Consider the following 22,308-nt stretch of genomic DNA (forward strand, 5'->3'; position numbering starts at 1 on the left):
GTCATGAGCAATTTTGCATTCCTGCTTGATCAGGATGATTACAAGATGTTCGCTGTTCCGTGCGTAGAAGCAGAGCATAGTTTCTCCATTTCGCCAACACTGTGTGCCATGGCCGCACGCAAAGCATTGGAGCTCGCGGTGAAATGGGTGTTCGCGGTGGATTCCTCCATCACATTTCCATACAGGGGGAACCTCCAATCATTGCTGCATGAGCCTACATTCCAGCGGGCCATAGGCAGCGAGCAGATGCTGAAATCGTTCCAATACATCGTCAAGAACGGTAACAACACCATTCACAGCAAGATACGCATCAGCGCCAGCGATGCGATGTTTGACTTGAAGCTGCTGTTCCAGTTCATCCAGTGGATCGACTACACCTACGGTAAGCAGTACAAGAAGCGTTCTTTTGACATCCAACAGGTACCGCGCATTCAGCAGGCCCTTTCACAGAAGGAGGTCAAGGCCAAGGAGGAAGTGGCTCGAAAAGAGCTTGCTAGCGAGCTTGATGAGAAAGACAGGCAGATTGACGAGCTCAAGCAGCAGCTTGAGCAAGCCCGCGAAGCACTGTCTGTAGAGAAAACCAAGCGACCGCCCATGCCGGACAGTGAGCTGGACCTGAGTGAATATGAGACGCGTCAGCAATTTATCGACTTTGACCTGCGCGTAGCCGGCTGGAATGTCGACTCCGAAACGGAAGTTGTCAAAGAGCGCAAAGTCCTCGGCATGGAAGGCAACGAAGGACAGATCGGTTATATCGACTACTACCTCAAAGGCAGAGACGGTAAGCCGCTGGCCATCATCGAAGCCAAGAGGACCGCCTACGATCCGAAGAAGGGACTTGAACAATCCCGCCAGTACGCCGCCTGTCTGGAACGTGAATTCGGGTACCGTCCGCTGATTTTCCTCAGCAATGGGTACACCACGTATTTCGTGGATGACGAGAACGGGCCGTATCGCCCTGTCGGAGGTGTATTCTCGCAGGATGATCTGCAGAGGCTGATGAACCGTCGTAAGCAGGCCTTGGACCCGTTGACGGTTCAGGTGAATCTGGCGGTTGCCGGACGCTACTATCAGGTCGAAGCGATCCGGGCATTCTGCGAAGCCCTTAATCAGGGTAAGCGCCGTGGACTGCTGGTCATGGCCACGGGAACCGGCAAGACCCGTGTCTCCGCTGCGCTGACGGATGTGCTTATGCGCTCCCACCTTGTGAAGAACGTGTTGTTCCTCGCCGACCGCGTTGAACTGGTCAGACAGGCGAAAAGCGCTTATGGCGAATACTATCCGGAATGGTCGCTGTGCAATCTTTGTGAGAACAAGCATGATACCGATGCCCGGGTAGTGTTCTCCACGTACCAGACGATGATCGGCGCGATCGACGTGGAGAAATCCGATGAAGGCAAGCTTGTATTTTCTCCGGGGCATTTCGACCTCATCATCGTGGACGAAGCGCATCGTTCCATCTTCAAGAAGTACAAGGACATCTTCAACCATTTCGACGCACTGATTGTCGGTTTGACGGCAACGCCTCGCAACGAGGTGAGTCGCAACACCTACGACTTCTTCCAGGTCGAGCATGGAGTGCCGACCTACCTCTACGAGTACAAGACCGCAGTGGAACGGGATCATTACCTCGTGCCGTTCTACAACATCGAAGCCACCACCAAGTTCACCAATGAAGGCATCACCTATGATGACTTGACTGAAGAAGACAAGGAACGATACGAGGAGGATTTCGGCGAAGATGATGGAGAGGACGGCATCGCGGTGCCGGATCATATCGATGCGGCGGCATTAAACAAATTCGTCATGAACGCCAACACCGTAGACATTGTTCTGCAGGACCTCATGGAACACGGCATTCGTACCAAAGGCGGTGAGCAGATCGGCAAGACTATCATCTTCGCGCAGAATCAGAAGCACGCCCATTTCATCGTGGAACGGTTCGGTGCCCTTTACCCCAACCTTGCCAAGAACGGTTTCGCCAAAGTAGTGGTGCATAGCGAAGACTATTCGCGTGCCATTATCCAGGATTTCAAGCGTAAGCCGTTACCCGTCATCACCGTCTCTGTGGACATGATGGATACCGGTGTGGATGTGCCGGAAGTCATGAATCTCGTCTTCTTCAAGAAGGTTCGCTCCCGTATCAAGTTCTGGCAGATGATCGGCCGTGGCACCCGCCTATGCGAAGGCCTCGACTGCGTGGACGGCATTGATGGGGAATACACCGACAAGCGACGCTTCTGCATCTTCGACTACTGCGGCAACTTCGAATTCTTCCGTGAGCAGACAAAAAGCATTGAAGAGAAGCCAGTTGCCTCGTTAAGCGAACAGATTTTCGGTCGGAAAGTGGAACTGATCCATGCGTTGCAGGCGAGCGAATTCACTTCCGAGGAAAAGCTCTTGGGCTGGCGTAAGGAACTCGTTCAGGATGTTCACGACCAGATAGCATCGCTTGATGCGAACAAGACATCCGTTCGATTGAGGCGCGAATTCGTTGAAAAGTATCGGAACATCAAGGCTTTCGACTACATTAACGAAATCGCCGTTCATGATTTGACGGGCGAGCTTGCGCCTTTGGCTCATTATGAAGGCGAAGATGAATATGCGTTGCGTTTTGACGTGCTGATGTATGGGCTTATGATTGCCTCGATGATGGGGCAGAACACCGCGAAATATACATCGAAGATTCATGCCACCGCCTCGCAGCTCAAGGAGCGTATGACCATCCCTCAGGTCAAGGCGCAGGAAAGCATGATTAGGCGAATCAGCGATGAACCGGACTATCTGGAGAATGCCTCGCTTGAAGAGCTGGAAAGAATCCGCATTACGCTTCGTGGCCTCATACGATTCATCGTCGACGCGAACACGCGCAAGACCATCATCACCGATCTGAAAGATCCGGTGCTCACCCGCATGGAAGGACAGGAATTTGACACCACCGAGCACTACGAAAGCTATAAGCAGAAGCTCAACCGGTACGTCAACGAGCATCGTGACGATGAGGTGATTCAGAAGCTCCATTACAACAAACCTCTTACCAAAGAGGACTACTCCGAGCTTGAGGACATCATGACCCACAAACTCGGCTCGAAGGAGGAATATCAGAAGGAGTATGATGTTCCGCTTGGTTTGGCCATACGGCGGATCGTCAAGCTCGATCACCAAGCAACAATGGATGCCTTCGCCTCGTTCATCAATAGGCATGCTCTCAGCTCCTCGCAAAGCGCGCTGATGGAGAAAATCATCGCTTATGTTGAACAAAACGGTTATCTGAAGATGGAAGATCTTGTCAAGCCCCCGTTTGACAAGCCCAAGCCGCTCTTCCAATTGTTCGACAATGGTGATGACTTGATGGCTCTGAAAGCCTGCATCGACCGATTGAATGCCAATGCGTTGGAACCTGCGGCGTGATATCGGAAGAGGAAAAGCTTCGTTTAGGCACAGCGCTCCCCGGTGTGCTGTGCCTTGCCATTCCTGCTTCCGATTCCGCCCAGAGCCATACGCCCAGTGTTCTGTAAGGGGAAGCCGCTACCGTGAAAACGTTCAGACAAATCACGCGGTTATGCGCAAACCGCTGTGGCGAAACCGCAGAAACACAAAGAAACCACAAGGGGGGAGGGGATCATGAGCAAGCTGATGCTGGTATCCGCATTCGCGCCGGTCAGCCACAAGCTCGAACGCATCGAACCTGATCTCAAAGGCAGAACAGTCACCTTCATCCCCACTGCAAGCATGAAGGACTTCACCGGCTTCTTCAACCGCATGGCCAAATGGAAGCTACGCGCCCTCGGCCTCAACGTGCAGGAGATCGACGTGGCCGTCGCCTCCTACCACGACATCAAAACTACCATCGCCTCCAGCAGCATGATCTACGTAACCGGCGGCAACACCTTCTATCTTCTCCAATCCCTGCGCTACTCATCGGCCGATGAGCTCATCGCACAAGCCGTGCGGGAAGGCAAAACCTACATCGGCGAATCAGCCGGAGCCGTGGTGGCCGGGCCCAACATCGAATACATCAAACGCATGGACAGCGAAGACCCCGCCCCCTACCTCGACAGCAACTACGCGGGCCTGGGACTCGTGGACTTCAACATCGTGCCCCACATCGACGGCCCAGCCCTCGGCGAATCCGCGGCCGAAATCATGCGCCACAGCAACAGCGACGACCACATGGTGCCCATCCGCGACGATCAGGCCGTACTTGTCAATGGCCCACACATCGAACTCGTCGAACGCTGAAAGCGAGACGCACGGCAACGCTGGGCAAGCAGGGTTATAGACTATACAGCGTTTGATCCAAGCCTCTTCTCAATGGAAGGTAACGCATGTCAGCTGAAGCAAACGTCGGCGTCGTCGGCCTGGCCGCAATGGGCGGCAGCCTCGCACGCAATCTCGCACACCACGGCAACAAGGTCGCCGTATTCAACCGCACCTACGCCCGCACCGAAAAGCTCATGAACGAGCACGGCACCGAAGGCGAATTCTACCCGGCCAAAACCCTTGAGGAATTCGTAGACAGCCTCGTCAAGCCGCGCACCGCCATCATCATGGTCAAGGCAGGCGAACCCACCGACGCCATGATCAACGCGCTCGCCGACCTGATGGAGCCGGGCGACATCATCGTCGATGCCGGCAACGCCTACTTCCCCGACACCATCCGCCGTGAGAAGGAAATCAGCGCACGTGGCCTGCATTTCGTGGGCTGCGGCGTCTCCGGCGGCGAGGAGGGCGCCCTGCTCGGGCCGTCCATGATGCCGGGCGGTTCCGAGGAATCCTGGAAGACGCTGAAGCCGATCTTCGAATCCATCGCGGCCAAGGCCGAAGGCGAGCCGTGCGTCGCCCACATCGGCTTGAATGGTGCCGGTCACTTCGTCAAGATGGTGCACAACGGCATCGAATACTCCGACATGCAGCTCATTGCAGAAAGCTACGATCTTATGCGCCGCGGCCTGGGCATGACCCCGGCCGAGATCGGCGACGTGTTCGAGCAGTGGAACAAGACCGAACTTGACTCCTACCTCATCGAGATCACTGCCGAAGTGCTGCACCAGGTCGACAAGAAGACCGGCAAGCCGCTGGTCGACCTGATTGTGGACCATGCCGGCATGAAGGGCACCGGCACCTGGACCGTGCAGACCGCGCTGTCCCTGGCCGTACCGGTCACCGGCATCGCCGAAGCCGTGTTCGCCCGTGGCCTGTCCTCCGAGGCGGATCTGCGTGAGGAAGCCGCCAAGCAGGGCTTCGCCGGCCCGAACGGCGAACTGAACCTGAACAGCGAGGAGAAGAAGGCCTTCATCGAAGACATCCGCCAGGCCCTCTACGCCTCCAAGATCGTCGCCTATGCCCAGGGCTTCAACGAGATCACCACCGCCGCCAAGGAATACGGCTGGGATATCGACCTGGCCGCCGTGGCACGCATCTGGCGTGGCGGCTGCATCATCCGCGCGAAGTTCCTTAACCGCATCTCCGAAGCGTTCGAATCCGGTGAGGCCAACGTGTCGCTGCTGTTCGCCCCGTACTTCAAGAACGCCATCGAAACCGCCGAATCCTCCTGGCGCAACGTGGTGGCCCAGGCAGCGCTTAACGGCCTGCCGACCCCGGCGTTCGCTTCGTCGCTCTCGTACTTCGACGGTCTGCGTTCCCCGCGTCTGCCCGCCGCCCTCATCCAGGGCCAGCGCGACTATTTCGGCGCCCACACCTACCAGCGTGTGGATCAGCCGGGCGCGTTCCACACCCTGTGGGCCGAGCCGGGCCGCGAGGAGATCGAGGCCTGAACAAAGGCCTGAACCCGTAGTAAAAAACGGTAGAATAAGGGGCTTTGCAATCTGGTGTTGCAAAGCCCCTTATTCTGTCTCGTCGGTGTTCGGGGAACAGCGTGCCATGATGCATTGCTAGCGTGCCGTTGCCTCGAATTGGCTGTTGTACAGGTCGGCATAGAAGCCGTGTTTTGCGATCGGCTCGTCATGGCTGCCCTGCTCGATAATGGTTCCGTGGTTCATTACAAGGATGCGGTCCGCGTTCCGAATGGTGGAGAGGCGATGCGCGATGATGACGCTGGTCCGGCCCCGCATCAGCGTCTCCATGGCCTTCTGTATCTCCAATTCGGTGCGGGTGTCTCCACTGGAAGTGGCCTCGTCCAAAATCAGAATGGTCGGATTCGCCAGAATCGCCCGAGCAATGGCCATCAGTTGCTCATGTGTGCCGATTCCGGCTACGCATCCCTCATCCAGAACGCGCGAGGACGGGAACAAAAAGAACAAGCACATCTATCTGACCGTTTCCGGCAGGGAACTCGTCGACGGCATCATGAAGCCGTTGGCCGAGGCCGAGGGGGAGGCGTTTGGAGCATTGACCGTGGAGGAACAGGATGTGTCTCTGCCGCTGTTCCGCAAATACGCCGATGCGCTGGGCGTCTTTATCGGGAATATCACGAAGCGGCGGTAGCGCATCTGCATGGAGGCTGTCACTGAGATCTTCAGGTAGGGGTGTTCTTGTCCCTGCTATGGCGCCGTTGCTGATGGGATGGAGGAGCTCCTTGTCTTTGACGGATCGGGATTTTGAAGTTGTCTGAGTAGTTTTCGCCAGTCGGAGGAATGGGCGGCAGCACGGGATTCCGTAGGAGGTTTTTGCGTTCCGTAGGTGGTTGGCCTTGGATACTCGCTGCGGAAAAGGCCGGAAACCAGCCTTTTCATGGCCTTGATACTTGAGATAACCACCTACGGAAGCCCCAAACCACCTACGGAAGCCCCAAACCACCTACGGAACCAGACATGCCTTCCGACATGAGATAAAAAGAGAGGTTGCTTTCACGATTCATGTCGCGAAAGCAACCTCACCCATGCCGTTCCTATGAAATCACAGTTCGGAGGCGGCGCCACTGTCGATGAGCCAAAGCAGTTCCTCGCCGTCGGCGTAGGAGCTTGGGGCGTGCGGGTTGTTCCGCTGGGCGAAGGCGGCCTTGACCGCGCCCGCCTTGCGCTCTTCGGAGGTGAACACCCACGTGTGCTTCGAACGGGCAATCATTGGCACGGTCAGCGTCAGTCGCAGCGGCGGCGGCTTCGGCGAATCGCGCACGCCCGCCACCAGTACGTGGGGGTCGGCGATCTCGGATTCGCCATGGTCGGGGAACAAGGATGCGAAATGCGCGTCCGGTCCCATGCCGAACATCGCGATATCCAATGCCGGATTTTCTCCCAGCTGCGCAGTCAGCTCACGCTGGTATTCGGCGGCGGCCTCGGCCAGCACCGCATCGGTCTGTTCAGGGGAGGCCGCCGCAATCTCGGTAGCGCTACGGGTGTCGGCAGGCATCGCATGGACGTTCCCGGCAGGCATGCGTCCATCTTCCACAAGCGCACCGTACCAGGCTTCGCGAGCCTGCTTCGCATTGCGGTCGTCGTCATCGGCCGCCACGAAGCGTTCGTCGCCCCACCACACGTGCACGCGGCTCCAGTCCACGGCATCGTTCAACGGACTGGCATTCGCCGCGGCGAATACGCGGTTGCCGTCGGTGCCGCCCGTCACGGCGATATCCACGCGGGTCCGCCCCGGTTCGGCCAGCAGGTCGATGATGGTCAGCAGCGTGCGTGCGGCCACGGCCTCGGCCAGCACCTGCGGGTTCGGATAGACGATGGTCTTGCGTTCTGTCACGTTTGTTCCTTTGATAGGCGTTCTTGATACAAGCGGTATCGGCTTTGGCACGCCGACTACCGTTTGGGCTTGACGAGCTCCAAGCCTTGCGAGACGACCTCGCTGTAGATCTCATCGGGGTAGAGGCGTCCGAGCTCCTCGCTGAGGCATTCCTCAAGCGTTCGCGCCGGCACGCTGATGGTCTGCGGGGACTGGCCGGGCACGCTGATCACGGCGAACCCGTCATCCGTGGAGGGGCGTTCCAGGCTCAGCACGCCGTCACCGCGCGTCAGATACACGCCGGTCACGGCGGTGGCGTTCGGATCATCCTCGATCATCACGGGCACGTTGAGCCTCAATCGCAGCCATGCGGCCAACAGGGTCAACGGCAGGTAATCCTTCTCGCCGGTCACGCGCACATTGCTCACCGGCAGATACGGCGGCTGGTCGAGCATCGAGGCGATCATCGCGCGCCATATGGTCAGACGCGTCCACGACATGTCCACGTCCTTCACGGAACGGTTGCGACGCAGATCGTCCATCGTGCGCTGCGGATTCGAGGAGTGCATCGCGTCGGTGATGCGACTGCTGGCCATGGAACCCAACAGATCCTTCGACAGGTTCGCGGGTGCCTCGTTCGGCCACCACGCCACCACGGGCGTATCGGGCACGAGCAGCGGAATCACCAAAGTGTCGGCGTGACGCACGAGACCGCCGCGCGGACGCAGCACGATGATCTCACCGGCGCCGGCATCCGAACCGAAACGGATCTGTGCGTCAAGGAAAGTGGAACGCTCCTCGCCATCCTCCGAGGGAACGGCCCTGCGACTGCTGGGGGCCACGGCGATCACACGGCAGGGATGCTCGCGGCTCGCGTTGTTGGCGACCTCCAAATCACGTTCGAGCGCCTCCTCATTGGTGGAGATGAGCAGGGTGAGCACACGTCCGAGCGCGGCCTCGCCACGCTCCTCATGCAGTTCGTCGATCTTCGCCGAGATCTCACGGGTCTCGGTATTGCGCATGGTAATGATCACGGCATCCTCCAACGATGTCCATCGCGGGCGAGCATTTCAACGGCCTCCTCGGGGCCCCACGTGCCGGAACGGTACGGTTGCGGCTGGCCGAGCGTCGACCAGAACTCCTCGATCGGATCGAGGATCCTCCACGAAAGATTGACCTCCTCGGTGGTGGGGAACAGCGGCGGATCGCCCAACAGCACGTCGAGGATCAGACGCTCATAAGCCTCCGGGGAGGATTCGGTGAACGAACGGCCATAACCGAAGTCCATCGACACGTCACGAACCTCCATCGACGTGCCGCCCGGCACCTTCGCGCCGAACCTCATGGTCACACCCTCATCCGGCTGCACGCGGATCACGATCGCGTTCTTGCCGAGCTCCTTGGTGGCGGTCGACTCGAACGGCAGGTGCGGGGCGCGTTTGAACACCACGGCGATTTCCGTGACGCGCTTGCCCAGGCGTTTGCCGGTACGCAGATAGAACGGCACGCCGGCCCAGCGGCGGGTGTCGACGTCCAGGCGAATCGCGGCATAGGTCTCGGTGGTGGACTCGGGGTCGATGCCCTTCTCGTCCAGATAGCCGACCACCTCGTGCGAACCCTGCCAGCCGGCGGCGTACTGGCCTCGCGCGGTGTGCGCAGCCAGATCCTTGGGCAGGCGGACGGCGGAAAGCACCTTGGTCTTCTCGGCGGTCAGGTCGGCGGCGGAGAAGGAGACGGGCTCCTCCATGGCGGTCAATGCCATGAGCTGCAGCAGATGGTTCTGGATGATGTCTCGCGCGGCGCCGATGCCGTCGTAGTAGCCGGCACGTCCCGACACGCCGATGTCCTCGGCATGCGTGATCTGCACATGGTCGACGTAGTTGTTGTTCCAGATCGGCTCGTACATGGCATTGGCGAAACGCAACGCCAGGATGTTCTGCACGGTCTCCTTGCCCAAATAATGGTCGATGCGGAACACGCTCGACGGGTCGAACACTTCGGAGACCACGCGATCGAGCTCCTTGGCGCTGGCCAGGTCGTGGCCGAACGGCTTTTCGATGATGACACGGCGCCATGCGCCCTGTGAGGATTTCGCTAGGCCGCAGTCGGCCAGCTGACGGGAGACCTGCGGGAAGGCGCGCGGCGGCACGGACATGTAGAACGCGTGATTGCCGCGCGTACCGCGGTCGCGGTCAAGCTCGGCCACGGTGTCGGACAGGCGTTCGAATGCCTGCGGGTCGTCGAAGGTGCCCTGCACGAAGCGGATGCCCGAGGCAAGCTGCTTCCAGGTCGATTCCTTGAACGGCGTGCGGCAGTGCGCCTGCACGTTCTCCTTGACGAAATCCTTGAAATGGTCTTCGGTCCAGTCACGGCGTGCGAACCCCGTCAGACCGAAGCTCGGCGGCAGCAGGCCGCGGTTGGCCAGATCATAGATTGCGGGAAGCAGCTTCTTGCGGGACAGATCGCCGGTCACGCCGAAGATCACGATGCTGCATGGGCCTGCGATGCGCGGCAGACGCAGATCGCGAGGGTCGCGCAGCGGGTTCGACCACGAGTCCGTGTCGAATGCGGTTGAAACGGTTTGAGTCATGCGACACATACTAGCCCCATGACCGCACCCGATGCTGCGATAATCCGCATGTCGCATACGTTGTCGTGTTTTCCGGCGAGAACGTAACGATTCCGTGGGAAAAGCGAACAGCCTCGCAGTCTGTATAGTCCACTGGTCGCCTAGGCTGATTGGAACGATATGGACTCAAGTTCATCTCCATGGCGGTGGGCATGGCCAGGGGCGTGACCTGTGCGGGCGCACGGAGAACGTCATCGCCTTCATCGGCGACGGCTCGCTCAGCGAAGGCGAAGCGCTCGAAGGCCTCGACAACGCGGGCGAGATGAACACCAACCTCATCATCATCGTCAACGACAACGAGATGTCCATCGCTCCGAACCACGGCGGCATCTACAAGGGGCTCGCCGAACTGCGCGCCACCAACGGCGCATCCGAGCACAACCTGTTCCGCGCCTTCGGACTCGATTACCGATATGTGGCGGACGGCCAGTTCGTCGATGCCGGCATCGCCGAACAGCATGCGGTGGCCGAGATCTCGGGTATCGCCAAGGCCGGGGGCAAGCCGGTGTACGAGGTGGCCTCCACGTTCCTGCAGCGTGCCTATGACCAGTTGCAGCAGGATCTCGTCCTGCAAGGCAATGCGGCCGCCATCATCACCGCTGGATTCGGCGACGCCATCGGCCCCGGCGACAATACGCACGCCAGCTATTTCCCCATCGCCATGACGAACACCATTCCCGGTCTGACCGGTCTTGCGCCGGCCATCAAGGAGGAGTACTTCGCCATGCTCGACTGGTCCATCGACCATGCTGGCGGGCCTCGATCCGCGCGTCTACTCCGATCTTGATGGGGCCATGCTTGAAGCGCTCAAGGACGGCCACAGCGTGATCGTGACTTTGGAGGACGGTTCGCTGGTCGGCGGCTTCGGCGAGCGCATCGCCGCCTACTACGGCTCCTCCGATATGAAGGTGCTCACCTATGGCGCGCATAAGGAACTCACCGACCGTGAGCCCACGGAGACGCTGTATGCGCGTTACCGTCTCAATCCTGAGCAGATCGTTCAGGATGTGCTTGAGGTGTTGCGCTGACGGATCGGCTATTCGGCTCGCCGCCGTTCATGAACGCGGCGAGCCGGCGGATGGCGGCTCGAGGGAGCAGTCGTTCCGCAAGTGCGCCCGCCCTGGTGAGTGGGCCATGGTAGGCGAGTGTGGTGCCGCGCATCATCCTGCGGTAGGCGTATGCCGCCAACTGGCGTGCGCTGGCCGGCCTGGTCATGGTGAAGAAGTTGCGTCCGTGCATGTTGGCGGCCTTGGCGAAACCGGTGGTGGTCGGCCCGGGGCATACGCAGGTCACCGTCACACCCGTATTGCGTAGCTCGTAGGCTACGGCTTCCGACAGCGAGCGCACGAACGCCTTCGAGGCGAAGTAGACCGCCATGTAGGGGCCGGCCATCATCGAGGCGACCGATGATATGTTGAGGATTCTGCCGTGCCCGGCGCGGCGCATGTCGCGGCCATAGCGGTAGGTGAGTTCGGCGAGCGCCTCCATGTTGAGCCGCATCATTTCCTGTTGGCGGCTCCAATCGGCATCGAGATATCCGGTCCAATCCGCGAAGCCGGCGTTGTTGACCAGATATTCGATGGAGATTCCATGCGACGTGGTGAAGTCATGCAGCCTTTGCGGTGCGTCCGGTTCGCTCAGATCGGCGGCGAATACCACGACCCGCACCTGGTATTGCTGTTTCAATGCGGTTTGTACGGTGTTGAGGCGTTCTTGGTTCCGCGCCGTGATCACTATGTCGTAGCCGTTTGCCGCGAACAGTGACGCCAGTTCGCGGCCGATGCCGCTGGATGCCCCGGTGATGAGTGCGTATGCCATATCAACCTCGCCGTCGATGAGTGCCGTTGCTTCCAGTGTAGAGGCGTCGGGCCGGGAGCAGGGGATCGATGGCGTAATGCGGTCGGGCGACTCACCCCGCCGGCCCGGGTGTTCCTCGACTGTGTGCGCGAAGTGGCGAGCGAACCCGGCGAATAGGCCGCTGCCGTGGCTTGCCCGCTAGGCGTGGTACGTGTTCAGCCCTTCGAGGAAGCGTGTGAGCCCTTCGACCATGCGTGCGCGGGGGCAGGCCACGTTGATACGCACGAAGTCATGGCCGTTGCCACCGTATTTGGAGCCTTGCGAGAACATTACCTTGCACTCATGGTTCAGATAGTCGCACAACGCGTCGGTATCATGCGTGATGGCCGAGCAGTCGACCCACAGCAGGTAGGTGGCGTGGCCTTCGACCATGATGATGCGTCGGCCGGCCGGCACGGAGGCGTTGTATTCGTCGAACATCGAGCGTGCGACCGTCTTGTTGCCGGCCAGATAGGCGCGCAGTTCGTCCAACCATGGTTCGCCTTCGGTGAACGCGGCCAGTGTGGCACTCATGACGAACGCGTTCGGCTCGGCCACCTCGTCGGTGTTCAGTGCCCGCCATACTTTGTGTCGCAACACCGGATTCGGAATCATCACGGCCGCGGAGTTGAGCCCCGCGATGTTGAAGGTCTTGGTCGGTGCCATGCAGGTCACCGAGTTCATCGCGCAATGCTCGCTCACCGAGGCGAACGGCACGTATGCGAAACCCGGGTCGGTCAGGTCGCAGTGGATCTCGTCGCTGATCACCGTCACATGATGCTCCCAGCACAGCTCTCCGATACGCTCCAGGGTCTCGCGATCCCAGATGCGGTCGATTGGATTGTGCGGGTTGCATAGGATCATCAACGTGGTCTGCGGGTCGGCGAGCTTCGCCTCAAGATCGGTCCAATCAATCGCATAATGGCCCTCGCCGTCGTAGACAAGCGGGGATTCGAGCACCCGACAGCCGTTGTTGAGAATCGAATTGAAGAAGATGTTGTAGACCGGCGTCTGGATGAGCACGTTCTCGTTCGGCGTGGTGAGTTTCCTGACCATGCTGGAGATCGCCGGCACCACACCGGTGCAGAACACCAGCCATTGCGGATCAACGGCGAGGCCATGCCGCCTGCCCCACCAGTCCGCATACGCCCGGTTCCACTCGGATGGCACGATCGAATAGCCGAACACACCATGCTCGACGCGCCGGCGCAGCGCCTTGCGGATCTCCGGCGCGGTCTGGAAATCCATATCCGCCACCCACATGGGCAGCGCATCTCCCGCCTCCTCCCATTTGAGCGAGTAGGTGCCGGAACGGTCAACAGGAATATCGAAATCATAGGTCATGACGGTAATCCTACTGCTGCGAAGCATTCCATGCCGTTGCCGCGGTCACGATCGTCGTCGCCGACGGATCGACCCTCTCCGGGTCAAGCGTCAACTCGCCGATCGCATCGGCCCGAATCATGCCTGCACTCGGATTGAGCACGCTGTCGATCGTGCCACGCACATCCGCATCCACCGTGGAATACTCGAACGCCAGCGTCGTATTGACCAGACGGCAGTCGCGCAACACCAGATTATCCACATAACACAATCCCTGCAGACTCTCGATCGTGCAGTTCTCGAACGTCACGTTGCGCGAATTCCACGCCAAGTACTCGCCCGAAATGAACGAGTCACGCACCGTCACGTTCTCACAGTTCCAGAAGCAATCCTTCGAAATCAGACGGGAGTGAGAGATCTCCACGTCATGCGCGCCATCGAACGGATAATTACCCACCAGACGCAGATTATCGGCCTTCACATCCGCGCAGTTCATCGCCAGATAATCGCCATGCGCGCTCACATTCTCCAAACGCACACCACTGCACGACCACAACGTCTCCTCGGCATTGGGAAAATCCACATTACGCAACACCACATCATGACAGCGGCGGAAATTCTTCGGCGCCTCGATCGTCGAATCCTCAACCACAATATGATCCGTATACCATACGCCGGCACGCCCCATCTCGAACCACGTGCAATCACGCGCCACCACATTCCGGCAATACCACAACGGATACTTCCACTTGAACGAACTCTCCACCAGCTCGATATCACACGCATGCTTCAACGGCGACTCGCCATCGGCGAAAACAGTATCGACATACCGACGCTTCCGCGCAAAGAACTCGGCGCGCTCGCCGGTGAGAAACGCTTGCCGGATCTCGGTCATGCCATCGGTGTCAGTGGTATCAGTGGTGTCTTGGATACTGTTCAACATGTGCTCCTTCATATGTTCCGTTGCATAAAATAGAAACTTCAAGTACTTGAAGTCAAATGGGGAGTCATGTTCCTTCCAAACGAACATGACTCCCCATTGCTTCCAGCTACAACGGCAACGCCGGTATAGCCGAGATGGCCGAGGCGGACGGCCGGATCGGTCAGGCGGTAAGCGCCGCCGGATACTTGGCCACGGCGGCATCAATCTGCTCGTCGGTGGCAGTGGCCACACCCTGGATAAGGAACGGCTTCAAATATGTGGCATGCGTATGACGGAACGTGGTCTCGAATGGCGACAGCAGCTCCTCCATGGTGCGCACATGGGACCCCTCGCGCGTATACGATTCGGCCGGAGAGCCGGTGGACACCGCCACCATGAACTCCTTACCCTCCAACGCACGACCGCCGGCATACGCCCAACCGGCCTTCAGCACGGCATCCTCCCACTGCTTGAGCAACGCAGGGGAGCTGTACCAGTAGAACGGGAACTGCAGCACAATACGGTCATGCGTTTCGATCAGCTCCTGCTCACGCTCCGCATCAACCACAAAATCCGGATACTGCGCATACTCATCAACCACCGTCACACCATCAACACCAGCAGCCACATCCATAAGCGCACGATTCACCCGAGACCGATCCAAATGCGGATGAAACACCAAAACCAACGTCCTCAACAGACACTCCTAACCAAAACAGCCAAAACTACACCGGCCATTGTAAACATCACACACCACAACACCCACACCTACGCGCTCGCGGACCCACAACCACAACGAACACCATATAGACGCAATCAATGGCACCACAGACGTTTCCCCACGCGCTCGCGGTTATGATATTTCGGATACCGGCGCACGGGGTGCCGGCGGAGATGAGAGGAGACGGACCGGCATGCGGGTGAACAGGGAGACGCTTTCCAAGGCACTACGCGCAGCGGTGCCGAAAAGCCTGCCGGTATGCGTCAGCTTCCTCTTCCTCGCACTGTCATACGGCGTGCTCATGGGCACCAAAGGCTTTTCCTTCGTATGGCCCATGTGCATGAGCGCGTTCATCTTCACCGGCTCCATGGAGTTCGTCACCGTCAACCTGCTGCTCTCTGCCTTCAATCCCATCGCGGCGTTCCTGCTGGCGATCATGATCGGCGCCCGGCACATCTTCTACGGCATCTCCATGCTCGGCAAATACCGGAACATGGGAGTGAAGAAGTTCTATCTCATCTACGGCCTGTGTGACGAGACCTTCGCGGTGAACTCCGGCGCGAAGATCCCGCAGGGCGTGGACCATGGCTGGTTCTACTGCTTCGTCACCCTGCTCAACCAGTTCTACTGGGTGCTCGGCGCGACGCTCGGCGGCCTGCTGGGGGAGCGGCTCTCCTCTTTGAACACCAACGGACTTGAATTCATCCTCACCGGATTGTTCGTGGTGGTGTTCCTCGACCAGTGGATGAGTTCGGAGCGCAAAAGCCATATGGCGGCCCTGCTGGGCATTGTGATCCCGGTGATCTGCCTGACGTTGTTCGGCCCCGACGGGTTCATGGTTCCCTCGCTGGTCATCATGCTCGTGCTGTTCCTTGCGTTGCGGCGGTATCTGGATGATCTCAAACCGGAGGATGGGACGGATGCAGGAGCAGGCGCGGATGCGGGTGTGGACGCGTTGACCGCTGAAGGGAAGGAGAGCGAACGATGACCATGGAAACCTGGCAAGGCGTCGTGACCATCCTCATGGCCGTGCTCGGCACCGTCATCACACGATTTCTGCCCTTCATCGTATTCCCCGAATCGGAACGCCCGCCGCGCGTCGTCGAATACCTGGGCAAGGTGCTGCCCTACGCCATGGGCGGACTGCTTGTGGTGTACTCGCTCAAAAACGTGACGCCGTTCTCCGGCACCCACGGCATCCCCGAAGCGGTGGCCATCACGGTCATCGTCGCCCTGCACGTATGGAAACGCAACATGCTGCTCTCAATCGCCGGCGGTACCGCGGTCTACATGCTGCTCGTGCAGGTGGTGTTCTAGGTCTGAGCGTCTCACCGGCGCCGCGCGTGTCCCATATCGTGAGAAGTAACGCGGTGATGCGATTGTCAGGCTTACGCTATGTTCCATAGCCATGGAAAGGTCCAACGAGGGTCTTGGCTACAAGCAATAACCTGCAACTGAGAGAGAAGACAATGACAAGTGCAGCTAGCGCTGCCGGGGCTCGTGTGCCTGCGCCCGGCAAGCTGGAGTTCAAGGACGATTACACGCCCACCGAGGCGGAACGCGTCATCCGCAATTCGAAAGGCCTGCCGGTCGGCGTGAAGCCGAAGATGGTATGGACCTGGCCGAAGGCCGTCATCTGGGCCGTCGTGGCGATCGTATGCGCCATCGGCTGGTCCGTGCTGGCCGTATCGCGCGGCGAGGAGATCTCCGCCATCTGGTTCATCGTGGTGGCCCTGTGCTCCTACGCAATCGCCTACCGTTTCTACGCGTACTACATTCAGATCAAGATCATGCGCACCAATGACGCGAACGCCACTCCGGCCGAACGCGTGCACGACGGCGCCAACTTCGAACGCACCGATCGCCGTGTGCTGTTCGGCCAGCATTTCGCCGGCATCTCCGGCGCAGGTCCGCTCGTCGGCCCGATTCTGGCCGCGCAGATGGGCTACCTGCCCTCCACCATGTGGATCATCCTCGGCGTGATCTTCGCCGGCGCCGTGCAGGACATGCTCATGCTGTGGATCTCCGCCAAGCGTCGCGGCCGCTCCTTCGGCCAGATGGCCACCGATGAGATGGGCAAGTTCGGCGGCACCATCCTGTCCGTATTCCTCGTGGTCATGACCGCCATCGCCATGGCGTTCCTCGCCCTGGTCGCCGTCAAGGCTATGGCATCCTCGCCGTGGGCCGTGTTCTCCATCGGCATGACCATCCCGATCGCCCTGATCATGGGCTGCTATCAGCGCTTCCTGCGCCCCGGCCGCGTGATCGAAACCACCATCCTCGGCTTCGTGCTGCTCGTCATCGACATCGTCGCCGGCGGCTACATCGCCGATTCCCCGACGCTCGCCCCGATCTTCACCCTGACCGGCAAGCAGCTCGTCATCGCGCTGGTGATCTACTCCTTCGCCGCCGCAGCACTGCCGCACTGGCTGCTCGTCACCCCGCGCGACTACCTGTCCACCCTGATGAAGATCGGCACCCTGCTGCTGCTCGTCGTCGGCATCATCGTCGCCAACCCGATGGTCAAGGTGCCTGCACTCACTGAACTCGCAGGCCTGTCCAACGGCCCGACCTTCTCCGGCAACCTGTTCCCGTTCCTGTTCATCACCATCGCCTGCGGCGCCCTCTCCGGCTTCCACGGCGCGGTGAGCTCCGGCCTGACCCCGAAGGCTTTGGAGAAGGAGAACCAGATCCGCATGATCGGCTACGGCTCCATGCTGGTCGAATCCTTCACCGCCATCATCGCCTTGATCGCCGCGATCACCGTCTCCCAAGGCGTGTATTTCTCCACCAACATGTCCGCCCTGCAGATCAGCAAGGCCTCCGGCGTGACCGTGTCCGCCACCTCCACCCCGAAGGAGCAGGCCGACGCCGCGGTGAAGGCCGTGAACTCCATGAAGGTCAGCAACATCAAGGGCGAGCAGATGCAGGTCACCTGGGATTCCGTCGATGAGAACGGCAATGCCAAGACCTACGAAGGCTCCGCGGCTCTGGAGAAGGCGGCCTCCGACATCGGCGAGAAGACCATCGTCTCCCGCACGGGCGGTGCGACCACCTTCGCCATGGGCATGGCGAGCTTCCTGAAGTCCTTCCTCGGCGGGCACAACGCCATGGCCTTCTGGTACCACTTCGCCATCATGTTCGAAGCCCTGTTCATCCTCACCACCGTCGACAACGGCACCCGCGTGGCCCGCTACCAGATCGGCGAACTGCTTGGCAACGTCCGCAAGCTCGAAAAGTTCGCGGATCCGACCTGGAAGGTCGGCAACGTGATCACCACGCTGATCGCCGTGGCCCTGTGGGGTTCCATGCTGTGGATGGGCGTGGCCGACACGAACGGCGGCATCAACGCCATGGTCCCGATCTTCGGCATTTCCAACCAGCTACTCGCCGCGGCCTGCTTCGTGCTCGTGACCGTGTGCGTCGCCAAGCTCGGTTACAAGAAGTACCTGTGGATTCCGATCGTCCCGCTCGTGTGGGATGTGGCCGTGACCTTCACCGCGGACTTCCAGAAGATCTTCGGACCGTTGAGCTACTTCACCGTCGCCGCGAACTACAAGACGCAGATCGCCAGCGGCACGCTGAGCGGCGAGGCCCTGACCAACGCCAAGGCCGCGCTGTCCAACGCGTACCTTGACGGTTTCCTCTCCGTGTTCTTCCTCATCATGATGGGCGTGTTCGTGATCGTCGGCGTGGTCGAGGTCGTGAGGATCCTCGCCCGCGGCAAGTTCGGCGTGGAAATCACCAGCGAGGAACCGTTCATGGAATCCGAATGGTTCGCCCCGACCAGCCTGATCGCCACCAAGCTGGAGAAGAAGGTGCAGCGCGAATACAGCGCCAAGCTGCAGGAGCTGCGCCAGCAGGGCGCTCAGGCCACCGCCTGATAGCGCATCGCAACGATTGGTCATCGTCGGTCCGAACGGTCGTACGTTCGGACCGACGATTTTCATTAAGGAGACGACAATGGCAAAGGGATTGGCCGGTGCGATCGCCGGCAGGATCCGCGCCGCATGGCGTGGCATCGTCTGGTACATGCGCGAAATCAGCGGCGAAGCGAGATACGACCACTATCTGGAGCATTTCGCACAGGAGCATCCGGGGGAGAAGCCCCTGAGTGAAACGGAGTTCCTGCGCGCTCGCGAGGAATACGACAAGCATCATCCCAACACCAGCTGCTGCTGTTGAACACGGCCGGCGTGGGGCGGCCATCACCTGCCGGAATTCAGCCAGACGATGGCCAGCTGCGTGCGATTGCCGAGGGCGAGCTTGTCGAGGATATCGCTGATGCGGTTGCGTACCGTCCCCTCGCTTAGGAACAGTCGCGCGGCGATCTGACGGTTGTCCAATCCCTGCGCGACCAGTGCGGCGATATCACATTCCCTGTCGCTTAACGAATCGAGCGCCCGCGCCAGTCCGGCATCCACATGACGTCCGTTCGCCGCCTCGCCTCGCGCAGGTGCGGGGGAGGTCAGCTTGTCCAGCACGTCGGCGCCCAGCACGATCTGGCCCGCCATCACCGCCTGCACCGCCGGGCATACCGAGGCGACGTCCTGTTTGACGAGATAGCCGCGTGCGCCAAGCGCCATGGCCTGCGAAATGTAGTGTCGATCGGCGAACGTGGTGAGGAAGAGGATGCGCGCGGCTTTGTCGAAATCCAGAATACGGCGTGCGGTTTCGATACCATCCGTGCCGGGCATCTGAATATCGATGAGCATCACATCCGGCCGTTGCGCAGGCCCCGACGTGTAATGCGCGTAGGCTTCATCGCCATCGGTGGCGGTCCACGGCACATCGGCCGTACCCGTGGCGCACAATATCGTCCTCAACGACGAGCAGACGATGGGATCGTCATCGGCAATCGCGACTTTCATCATATGGTCCTCCCATACGCAGATTCTAGCCTTGCGCCCCGCCCGGTCAGACTTCGGACGGCGCTGAATCACGCTTGGGAATGGAAGCGAATACGCGCCAACCCGGTCCGTTCGGTCCGTATGTGCATGTGCCGCCCAACGCCCGCACCCGGGCCTCGATATCCGCAAGCCCCATACCTCGCGAAATTTCAGGATCGGCGGATCCGGTTGTTCTCGGCCTGCCGCCGTCATCCTGCACCGCGATCTGCCAGAACGCGGGGAAATCCCGCAACACCACTTCGGCGTGGCTGGCGGTGCCGTGATGCACCGTATTCGCCAACGCCTCACGGATCAATGCGACGCAGCAACGTGCCACAGGTGCCGGTACAGCCGTGACATCGTTCGTGACCCGCACGTCCAAAGCGGACGAACATCGGGCCGCCTCCTCGACCATGGACGGGAAGTCGGTCCCCTCATCGGCCAGATCATGCACGGACTGGCGCATCATCGTCATCGTCTCATGCAGGGTGCCGCCGATCTCCTCCAGCGATCGGACCGCTTCCATGTCGCCGCGTGCCTGCGACACGATCTTCGACGCTTCGGTCTGCATGATGGCGCGGGTGAGCAGATGCCCCACATTGTCATGGATGTCGCGTGCGATGCGGGTGCGCTCATCCAACGTCGCCATGCGCGTGGCGATATCACGCTCCTCGGCGGAGGATGTCAGACGGGCCGCCATGTCCCGTGCCATGGCGCGACGTGCATCCCGCGCGTGGCGCGAGGAGCGTGAGGCGTGCGCAAGTTCACGTCTCGTATGACCGAGCAGGAAGGCGATGACGCTGAACAGGCACGCCATATAGGCCAGCGGTGCCTCCCGAGATGGGGAAACACCCATGCCGAGCGGCATGCCAGCCGCAGCCATCGCAATCAGACGAACACATGCCGGCAGCCATGCCAGCGTGGCGCACAAGGCGATCATGGTGCGAATCCGCGACGAAGCGGGGAGCCGCGTGCCATGCGTGTCGGATTCGTCATGGGATGAATCATGGCGTGAAGTACGTGCGCAGGTATACGCCGTTCCGGGCAGCGCGACCAGCAGGGAGGGGAACGCCGCCACCATAAGAGCGCAGCAGACCGAGGGCAGCCATGTCAGCTCGCTGCTGGACGACGCCAACCATTGCGTCAAACCGGCGCAGCATACGGCCAGCAGCAGTCCGGTGACGATGGCGGCCGGTACTCCGCCGCAGCACGCCGCCGCCAGCGCCACGGCCATGGCCGTGACCATCAGCTGCTCCACGATTTCCTTCACAGGGCCGAGTCTACTTCACCCGCGCCCGTGACAAATGTCACCATGCCGGGCGTTCCCGTGACCATGTTCACCGGTGTCGCACGCCATACGCCTGCAAGAATGGAAACACACGAGAAAGGAACCCACATGAGCGTCAACAGCGCGGTGCGCGTGGAACACCTGATCAAACGGTATGGCGATACACTCGCCCTCGACTATTTCGACCTCGACGTGCACGAGGGGGAGATCTTCGGCCTGCTCGGCCCCAACGGTTCAGGCAAAACCACCGCGATCAACTGTATCCTCGCCCTGCTTACCTACAGCGAAGGCTCCATCAGCGTATTCGGCGAGCCGCTGACACCCACCAGCTACGACCTGAAACGCCGTATCGGCATTGTCCCGCAGAACGTCGCCGTATTCGACGAACTCACCGTGGCCGAGAACATCGACTATTTCTGCTCGCTGTACGTGCCCGACCGCAAACGCAGGAGGAAACTGGTCGACGAAGCCATCGAGTTCGTCGGATTGGAGGAATTCCGCACATTCCGCCCCAAAAAGCTTTCCGGAGGTCTCCTGCGCAGGCTCAACATCGCATGCGGCATCGCCCATCGACCCGAGCTCATCTTCTTCGACGAGCCCACGGTCGCCGTCGACCCCCAAAGCCGCAACGCCATCCTCGAAGGCATCCAGCGGCTTAACAGGGAGGGTGCGACCGTCGTATACACCAGCCATTACATGGAGGAAGTGGAGCAGATCTGCGACCGCGTCCTCATCATGGACCATGGCAGGCATCTCGCGCTCGGCACCAGCGAGGAGCTCAAAGGCATGATCGAGCTGGGCGAACGCATCACCGTGGAAACGCTCGATCTGGGCGAACATGGCAGGAGCGCGGAGCAGGTGCTCGACCATATCAGGAATCTCGGATTCGTCATCGAAGCCGTCTACGACGGGCGTGAACTGTCCATCCGCTGCAGGCGCGGCGCGCATAATCTGCTCGACGTGCTCGATGTTCTCAAAGCCGAGAACGTGAGCATCGGCCATCTCACCTCGCGTCCGCCCACGCTCAACGACGTGTTCCTGGAACTGACCGGAACCGCCTTGCGCGACTGA

The 22,308-nt window shown here is 60.2% G+C and carries 20 protein-coding genes and 1 pseudogene; 11 read left to right on the plus strand and 10 right to left on the minus strand.

The genetic code is table 11. From position 1 onward, the window contains the following. The first annotated feature begins 3 nt into the window (after positions 1–3). The 3 genes from BUB29_RS04785 to gndA all read left to right on the plus strand — a co-directional run bounded on the left by BUB29_RS04785 (position 4) and on the right by gndA (position 5,777). Positions 4–3,411: a DEAD/DEAH box helicase family protein gene (locus BUB29_RS04785; protein ID WP_033523491.1), complete on the plus strand. Its 3,408-nt coding sequence runs from the start codon at positions 4–6 to the stop codon at positions 3,409–3,411. A 213-nt stretch (positions 3,412–3,624) separates the two neighbouring features. After that, entirely contained in the window at positions 3,625–4,242 is a 618-nt protein-coding gene (locus tag BUB29_RS04790; protein ID WP_033523492.1) for a Type 1 glutamine amidotransferase-like domain-containing protein, read from the plus strand. 86 nt (positions 4,243–4,328) lie between these two features. Further along, positions 4,329–5,777: an NADP-dependent phosphogluconate dehydrogenase gene (gndA, locus tag BUB29_RS04795; RefSeq protein ID WP_033523494.1), complete on the plus strand. Its 1,449-nt coding sequence runs from the start codon at positions 4,329–4,331 to the stop codon at positions 5,775–5,777. Between the two features lie 117 nt (positions 5,778–5,894). Here the strand turns inward: gndA and BUB29_RS04800 are convergent. Then, a pseudogene (locus BUB29_RS04800) lies at positions 5,895–6,236 on the minus strand (ABC transporter ATP-binding protein); the annotation flags it as partial. On the opposite strand from BUB29_RS04800, the gene BUB29_RS09945 reads away from it, so the two are divergent. After that, a complete protein-coding gene (locus tag BUB29_RS09945) occupies positions 6,181–6,447 on the plus strand; it encodes a helix-turn-helix domain-containing protein (protein ID WP_033523496.1) in 267 nt (88 codons plus the stop codon). The pseudogene BUB29_RS04800 and the gene BUB29_RS09945 sit on opposite strands and share 56 nt — an antisense overlap. A gap of 411 nt (positions 6,448–6,858) precedes the next feature. Here BUB29_RS09945 and pgl read toward each other — a convergent pair whose 3' ends face one another. Genes pgl through zwf form a run of 3 tightly spaced genes read right to left on the minus strand, consistent with a single transcriptional unit; the run spans position 6,859 to position 10,219 of the window. Then, complete coding sequence (gene pgl, locus BUB29_RS04805) at positions 6,859–7,650, minus strand: 6-phosphogluconolactonase (protein ID WP_033523497.1); 792 nt, start codon at positions 7,648–7,650, stop codon at positions 6,859–6,861. A 56-nt stretch (positions 7,651–7,706) separates the two neighbouring features. Continuing rightward, entirely contained in the window at positions 7,707–8,663 is a 957-nt protein-coding gene (locus BUB29_RS04810; RefSeq protein WP_033523558.1) for a glucose-6-phosphate dehydrogenase assembly protein OpcA, read from the minus strand. Beyond that, positions 8,660–10,219: a glucose-6-phosphate dehydrogenase gene (zwf, locus tag BUB29_RS04815; RefSeq protein ID WP_193349153.1), complete on the minus strand. Its 1,560-nt coding sequence runs from the start codon at positions 10,217–10,219 to the stop codon at positions 8,660–8,662. Before zwf ends, BUB29_RS04810 begins: the two co-directional genes overlap by 4 nt. A 94-nt stretch (positions 10,220–10,313) precedes the next feature. On the opposite strand from zwf, the gene BUB29_RS09950 reads away from it, so the two are divergent. Both BUB29_RS09950 and BUB29_RS09955 read left to right on the plus strand, forming a co-directional pair. After that, a complete protein-coding gene (locus BUB29_RS09950; protein WP_073117585.1) occupies positions 10,314–11,045 on the plus strand; it encodes a 1-deoxy-D-xylulose-5-phosphate synthase N-terminal domain-containing protein in 732 nt (243 codons plus the stop codon). Beyond that, positions 11,005–11,286 (plus strand): transketolase C-terminal domain-containing protein, encoded by a 282-nt coding sequence (locus tag BUB29_RS09955; RefSeq protein WP_033523501.1) that lies wholly within the window; start codon positions 11,005–11,007, stop codon positions 11,284–11,286. Before BUB29_RS09950 ends, BUB29_RS09955 begins: the two co-directional genes overlap by 41 nt. Here the strand turns inward: BUB29_RS09955 and BUB29_RS04830 are convergent. The 4 genes from BUB29_RS04830 to BUB29_RS04845 all read right to left on the minus strand — a co-directional run bounded on the left by BUB29_RS04830 (position 11,240) and on the right by BUB29_RS04845 (position 15,036). Continuing rightward, a complete protein-coding gene (locus BUB29_RS04830; protein ID WP_033523502.1) occupies positions 11,240–12,076 on the minus strand; it encodes an SDR family NAD(P)-dependent oxidoreductase in 837 nt (278 codons plus the stop codon). The genes BUB29_RS09955 and BUB29_RS04830 overlap by 47 nt on opposite strands. 177 nt (positions 12,077–12,253) lie before the next feature. Then, a complete protein-coding gene (locus BUB29_RS04835; protein ID WP_033523503.1) occupies positions 12,254–13,438 on the minus strand; it encodes a MalY/PatB family protein in 1,185 nt (394 codons plus the stop codon). Between the two features lie 10 nt (positions 13,439–13,448). Beyond that, complete coding sequence (locus BUB29_RS04840; protein WP_081888419.1) at positions 13,449–14,372, minus strand: DUF3737 family protein; 924 nt, start codon at positions 14,370–14,372, stop codon at positions 13,449–13,451. A gap of 148 nt (positions 14,373–14,520) precedes the next feature. After that, the gene (locus BUB29_RS04845) at positions 14,521–15,036 is read right to left on the minus strand and encodes an NAD(P)H-dependent oxidoreductase (protein WP_033523504.1); all 516 of its coding nucleotides are present in this window, start codon (positions 15,034–15,036) and stop codon (positions 14,521–14,523) included. A gap of 217 nt (positions 15,037–15,253) precedes the next feature. Here BUB29_RS04845 and BUB29_RS04850 point away from each other — a divergent pair, with 217 nt between their 5' ends. From BUB29_RS04850 to BUB29_RS04865, 4 genes are all read left to right on the plus strand, one after another. Then, positions 15,254–16,048 (plus strand): AzlC family ABC transporter permease, encoded by a 795-nt coding sequence (locus tag BUB29_RS04850; protein WP_052109195.1) that lies wholly within the window; start codon positions 15,254–15,256, stop codon positions 16,046–16,048. Further along, on the plus strand, positions 16,045–16,377 hold the full coding sequence (locus BUB29_RS04855) for a branched-chain amino acid transporter permease (protein WP_033523505.1): 333 nt from the start codon (positions 16,045–16,047) through the stop codon (positions 16,375–16,377). The genes BUB29_RS04850 and BUB29_RS04855 overlap by 4 nt, the downstream gene beginning before the upstream one ends. Before the next feature lie 152 nt (positions 16,378–16,529). Then, positions 16,530–18,944: a carbon starvation CstA family protein gene (locus tag BUB29_RS04860; protein ID WP_033523506.1), complete on the plus strand. Its 2,415-nt coding sequence runs from the start codon at positions 16,530–16,532 to the stop codon at positions 18,942–18,944. A gap of 79 nt (positions 18,945–19,023) precedes the next feature. Next, positions 19,024–19,245 (plus strand): YbdD/YjiX family protein, encoded by a 222-nt coding sequence (locus BUB29_RS04865; protein WP_051915108.1) that lies wholly within the window; start codon positions 19,024–19,026, stop codon positions 19,243–19,245. A gap of 23 nt (positions 19,246–19,268) precedes the next feature. Here BUB29_RS04865 and BUB29_RS04870 read toward each other — a convergent pair whose 3' ends face one another. Further along, positions 19,269–19,931, minus strand: coding sequence for a response regulator transcription factor (locus BUB29_RS04870; protein WP_033523563.1), 663 nt, complete (start codon positions 19,929–19,931; stop codon positions 19,269–19,271). Between the two features lie 46 nt (positions 19,932–19,977). Then, entirely contained in the window at positions 19,978–21,219 is a 1,242-nt protein-coding gene (locus BUB29_RS04875) for a sensor histidine kinase (RefSeq protein WP_143155151.1), read from the minus strand. 126 nt (positions 21,220–21,345) lie between these two features. On the opposite strand from BUB29_RS04875, the gene BUB29_RS04880 reads away from it, so the two are divergent. Next, a complete protein-coding gene (locus BUB29_RS04880) occupies positions 21,346–22,308 on the plus strand; it encodes an ABC transporter ATP-binding protein (protein WP_173552609.1) in 963 nt (320 codons plus the stop codon).

Origin of the sequence: Bifidobacterium merycicum DSM 6492 (genome assembly GCF_900129045.1) — a bacterium.
In the GTDB taxonomy this organism is placed as follows: Bacteria; Actinomycetota; Actinomycetes; order Actinomycetales; family Bifidobacteriaceae; genus Bifidobacterium; species Bifidobacterium merycicum.

Excerpts from the sequence above, each read along its gene's own strand:
- BUB29_RS04785 (WP_033523491.1), top strand. The coding sequence starts at position 4 with ATGAGCAATTTTGCATTCCTGCTTGATCAGGATGATTACAAGATGTTC.
- BUB29_RS04790 (WP_033523492.1), top strand. The coding sequence starts at position 3,625 with ATGAGCAAGCTGATGCTGGTATCCGCATTCGCGCCGGTCAGCCACAAG.
- gndA (WP_033523494.1), top strand. The coding sequence starts at position 4,329 with ATGTCAGCTGAAGCAAACGTCGGCGTCGTCGGCCTGGCCGCAATGGGC.
- BUB29_RS09945 (WP_033523496.1), top strand. The coding sequence starts at position 6,181 with ATGGCCATCAGTTGCTCATGTGTGCCGATTCCGGCTACGCATCCCTCA.
- zwf (WP_193349153.1), bottom strand. The coding sequence starts at position 10,219 with ATGACTCAAACCGTTTCAACCGCATTCGACACGGACTCGTGGTCGAAC.
- BUB29_RS09955 (WP_033523501.1), top strand. The coding sequence starts at position 11,005 with ATGCTGGCGGGCCTCGATCCGCGCGTCTACTCCGATCTTGATGGGGCC.
- BUB29_RS04830 (WP_033523502.1), bottom strand. The coding sequence starts at position 12,076 with ATGGCATACGCACTCATCACCGGGGCATCCAGCGGCATCGGCCGCGAA.
- BUB29_RS04835 (WP_033523503.1), bottom strand. The coding sequence starts at position 13,438 with ATGACCTATGATTTCGATATTCCTGTTGACCGTTCCGGCACCTACTCG.
- BUB29_RS04840 (WP_081888419.1), bottom strand. The coding sequence starts at position 14,372 with ATGAAGGAGCACATGTTGAACAGTATCCAAGACACCACTGATACCACT.
- BUB29_RS04850 (WP_052109195.1), top strand. The coding sequence starts at position 15,254 with ATGCGGGTGAACAGGGAGACGCTTTCCAAGGCACTACGCGCAGCGGTG.
- BUB29_RS04855 (WP_033523505.1), top strand. The coding sequence starts at position 16,045 with ATGACCATGGAAACCTGGCAAGGCGTCGTGACCATCCTCATGGCCGTG.
- BUB29_RS04860 (WP_033523506.1), top strand. The coding sequence starts at position 16,530 with ATGACAAGTGCAGCTAGCGCTGCCGGGGCTCGTGTGCCTGCGCCCGGC.
- BUB29_RS04865 (WP_051915108.1), top strand. The coding sequence starts at position 19,024 with ATGGCAAAGGGATTGGCCGGTGCGATCGCCGGCAGGATCCGCGCCGCA.
- BUB29_RS04870 (WP_033523563.1), bottom strand. The coding sequence starts at position 19,931 with ATGAAAGTCGCGATTGCCGATGACGATCCCATCGTCTGCTCGTCGTTG.
- BUB29_RS04880 (WP_173552609.1), top strand. The coding sequence starts at position 21,346 with ATGAGCGTCAACAGCGCGGTGCGCGTGGAACACCTGATCAAACGGTAT.